Source organism: Microcoleus sp. S28C3, from assembly GCF_036700785.1.
Classification (GTDB): Bacteria; Cyanobacteriota; Cyanobacteriia; order Cyanobacteriales; family Microcoleaceae; genus Microcoleus; species Microcoleus asticus.
Window position 1 is genome coordinate 1 of record NZ_JAUBPO010000265.1, and the last position, 1,792, is coordinate 1,792.

Sequence of the window (1,792 nt, forward strand, 5' to 3'; positions counted from 1 at the left end):
GTATCCGCTCAATAAGTAGCGGTAGCACAGAAAAAAAAATAAGCAGAGTACACAAAGTGTCATAAAATAGGACACATGACGCAAAAGATTATTTCACAAGACAAGTCATCCTTCAAGATACTGCAAACCATCGACCCCCCAGGTATTGCAGACGAATCCATGCGTCACACAGTAGAGATATTACTGAACCTAATAGAGCAATTAGAATTAAAAGTCAAAGACTTAGAGTCAGAGAATCAACGGTTGAAAGATGAAAACAACCGATTGAAGGGAGAACAAGGAAAACCAGACATCAAAGCCAAGTCCAAAGGATTCAAAAGTCAGCACTCGTCAGAGAAAGAGCGAAAAACGCCAAAAAAGCATAGCAAAGGCAGTAAGAACGCCACGATTAAAATAGATCGAGAAGAAATACTAGAATATCCTAAAGATCAACTGCCAGCAGATGCAGAATTTAAAGGATACGAGCAAGTAATCATCCAAGATATCAGCTTGGCAACCGACAACATATTATTCCGTAAACAGAAATATTACTCACCCTCACTCCGAAAAACTTATGTAGCAGAATTACCATTAGGCTACGAAGGAGAATTTGGACCAGGAATCAAAGCCTTAATCATCAGTTTGTACTATGGGGGCAATATGACGCAAGGCAAACTACTGGAGTTTTTAGCAGATCTAGGTATTTCTATATCAGCGGGTTATTTATCCAACCTGTTAATCAAAAACCACTCGGGTTTTGAAACCGAAAAAAAAGAAGTTTATGATTCAGGACTAGCAAGTAGCCCTTGGCAACACTTCGACCAAACTGGCGCGCGTGTAGGTGGAGTCAACCATACCACCAATATCATCTGCAACCCTTTATATACAGTCTACTTTACAACAGCGAATAAAGACAGACTGACGGTACTGAAAGGATTACAGCCGGGACGAGAACTGAAATTTATTCTAAATCCACTGACATTCTCACTAATTGAGGACTTCAAAATCCCGATAAAATGGCAAAACTCTCTCAAGCTATTACCTCAAGAAACGGTGTTGGGTGAGTCACAGTTTAATCACCTACTCAATAATTATCTACCCAAACTGGGTGCTCAACAAGTTACCCGGATTAAGGAAGCAGCAGCTATTGCTTTCTATCACCAGCAAACAGATTGCCCAGTCGTACAAACCCTCTGTTGTGATGATGCCCCCCAATTCAAGTTAATCACTGCTGATAGAGCGTTATGTTGGGTACACGAGGGAAGGCATTACAAGAAGTTAAGCCCAGTATTCCATTGCCATCAAGTAATTTTAGGGAAATTTATCGAAGATTTCTGGGATTATTATCGGGAATTATTAGCTTACTCATACGCTCCCAGTCCCGAAGCTGCACTGCTTTTAAGGTCGAAATTTCGGCTGCTTTTTGAAACTCCAAGCGGTTATGAATTGTTGGATGAACGCAAACAATTAACTGCGACAAAAGTATCGGAGTTGCTCAGGGTTTTAGAGCATCCTGAATTACCTTTACACAATAATCCGGCTGAGTTAGCTGCCAGAACTATGGTGCAGCGACGTAATATTAGTTATGCAACTCAAACGATTGAGGGTACTCAAGCATGGGATACTTTTATGTCTCTTGTTGCTACTACTCGTCAGTTGAGAATCAGTTTTTTTGATTATGTCCGAGACCGAATTTCTCACCTGGGAATTATTCCCTCTCTGTCCACGATTATTCGCGAAAAATCTTCTCTTCATCCCTTGGGCTTGTCTTGGCAACTAGAATAACTGCTACCCCTACTTATTGAGCCGATAC

The 1,792-nt window shown here is 40.9% G+C and carries 1 protein-coding gene; it reads left to right on the top strand.

Features of this window, described 5'->3' with window-relative positions:
* The first annotated feature begins 75 nt into the window (after positions 1-75).
* On the top strand, positions 76-1,764 hold the full coding sequence (locus tag QUA13_RS32315; protein ID WP_333205157.1) for a transposase: 1,689 nt from the start codon (positions 76-78) through the stop codon (positions 1,762-1,764).
* Positions 1,765-1,792: the final 28 nt, after the last annotated feature.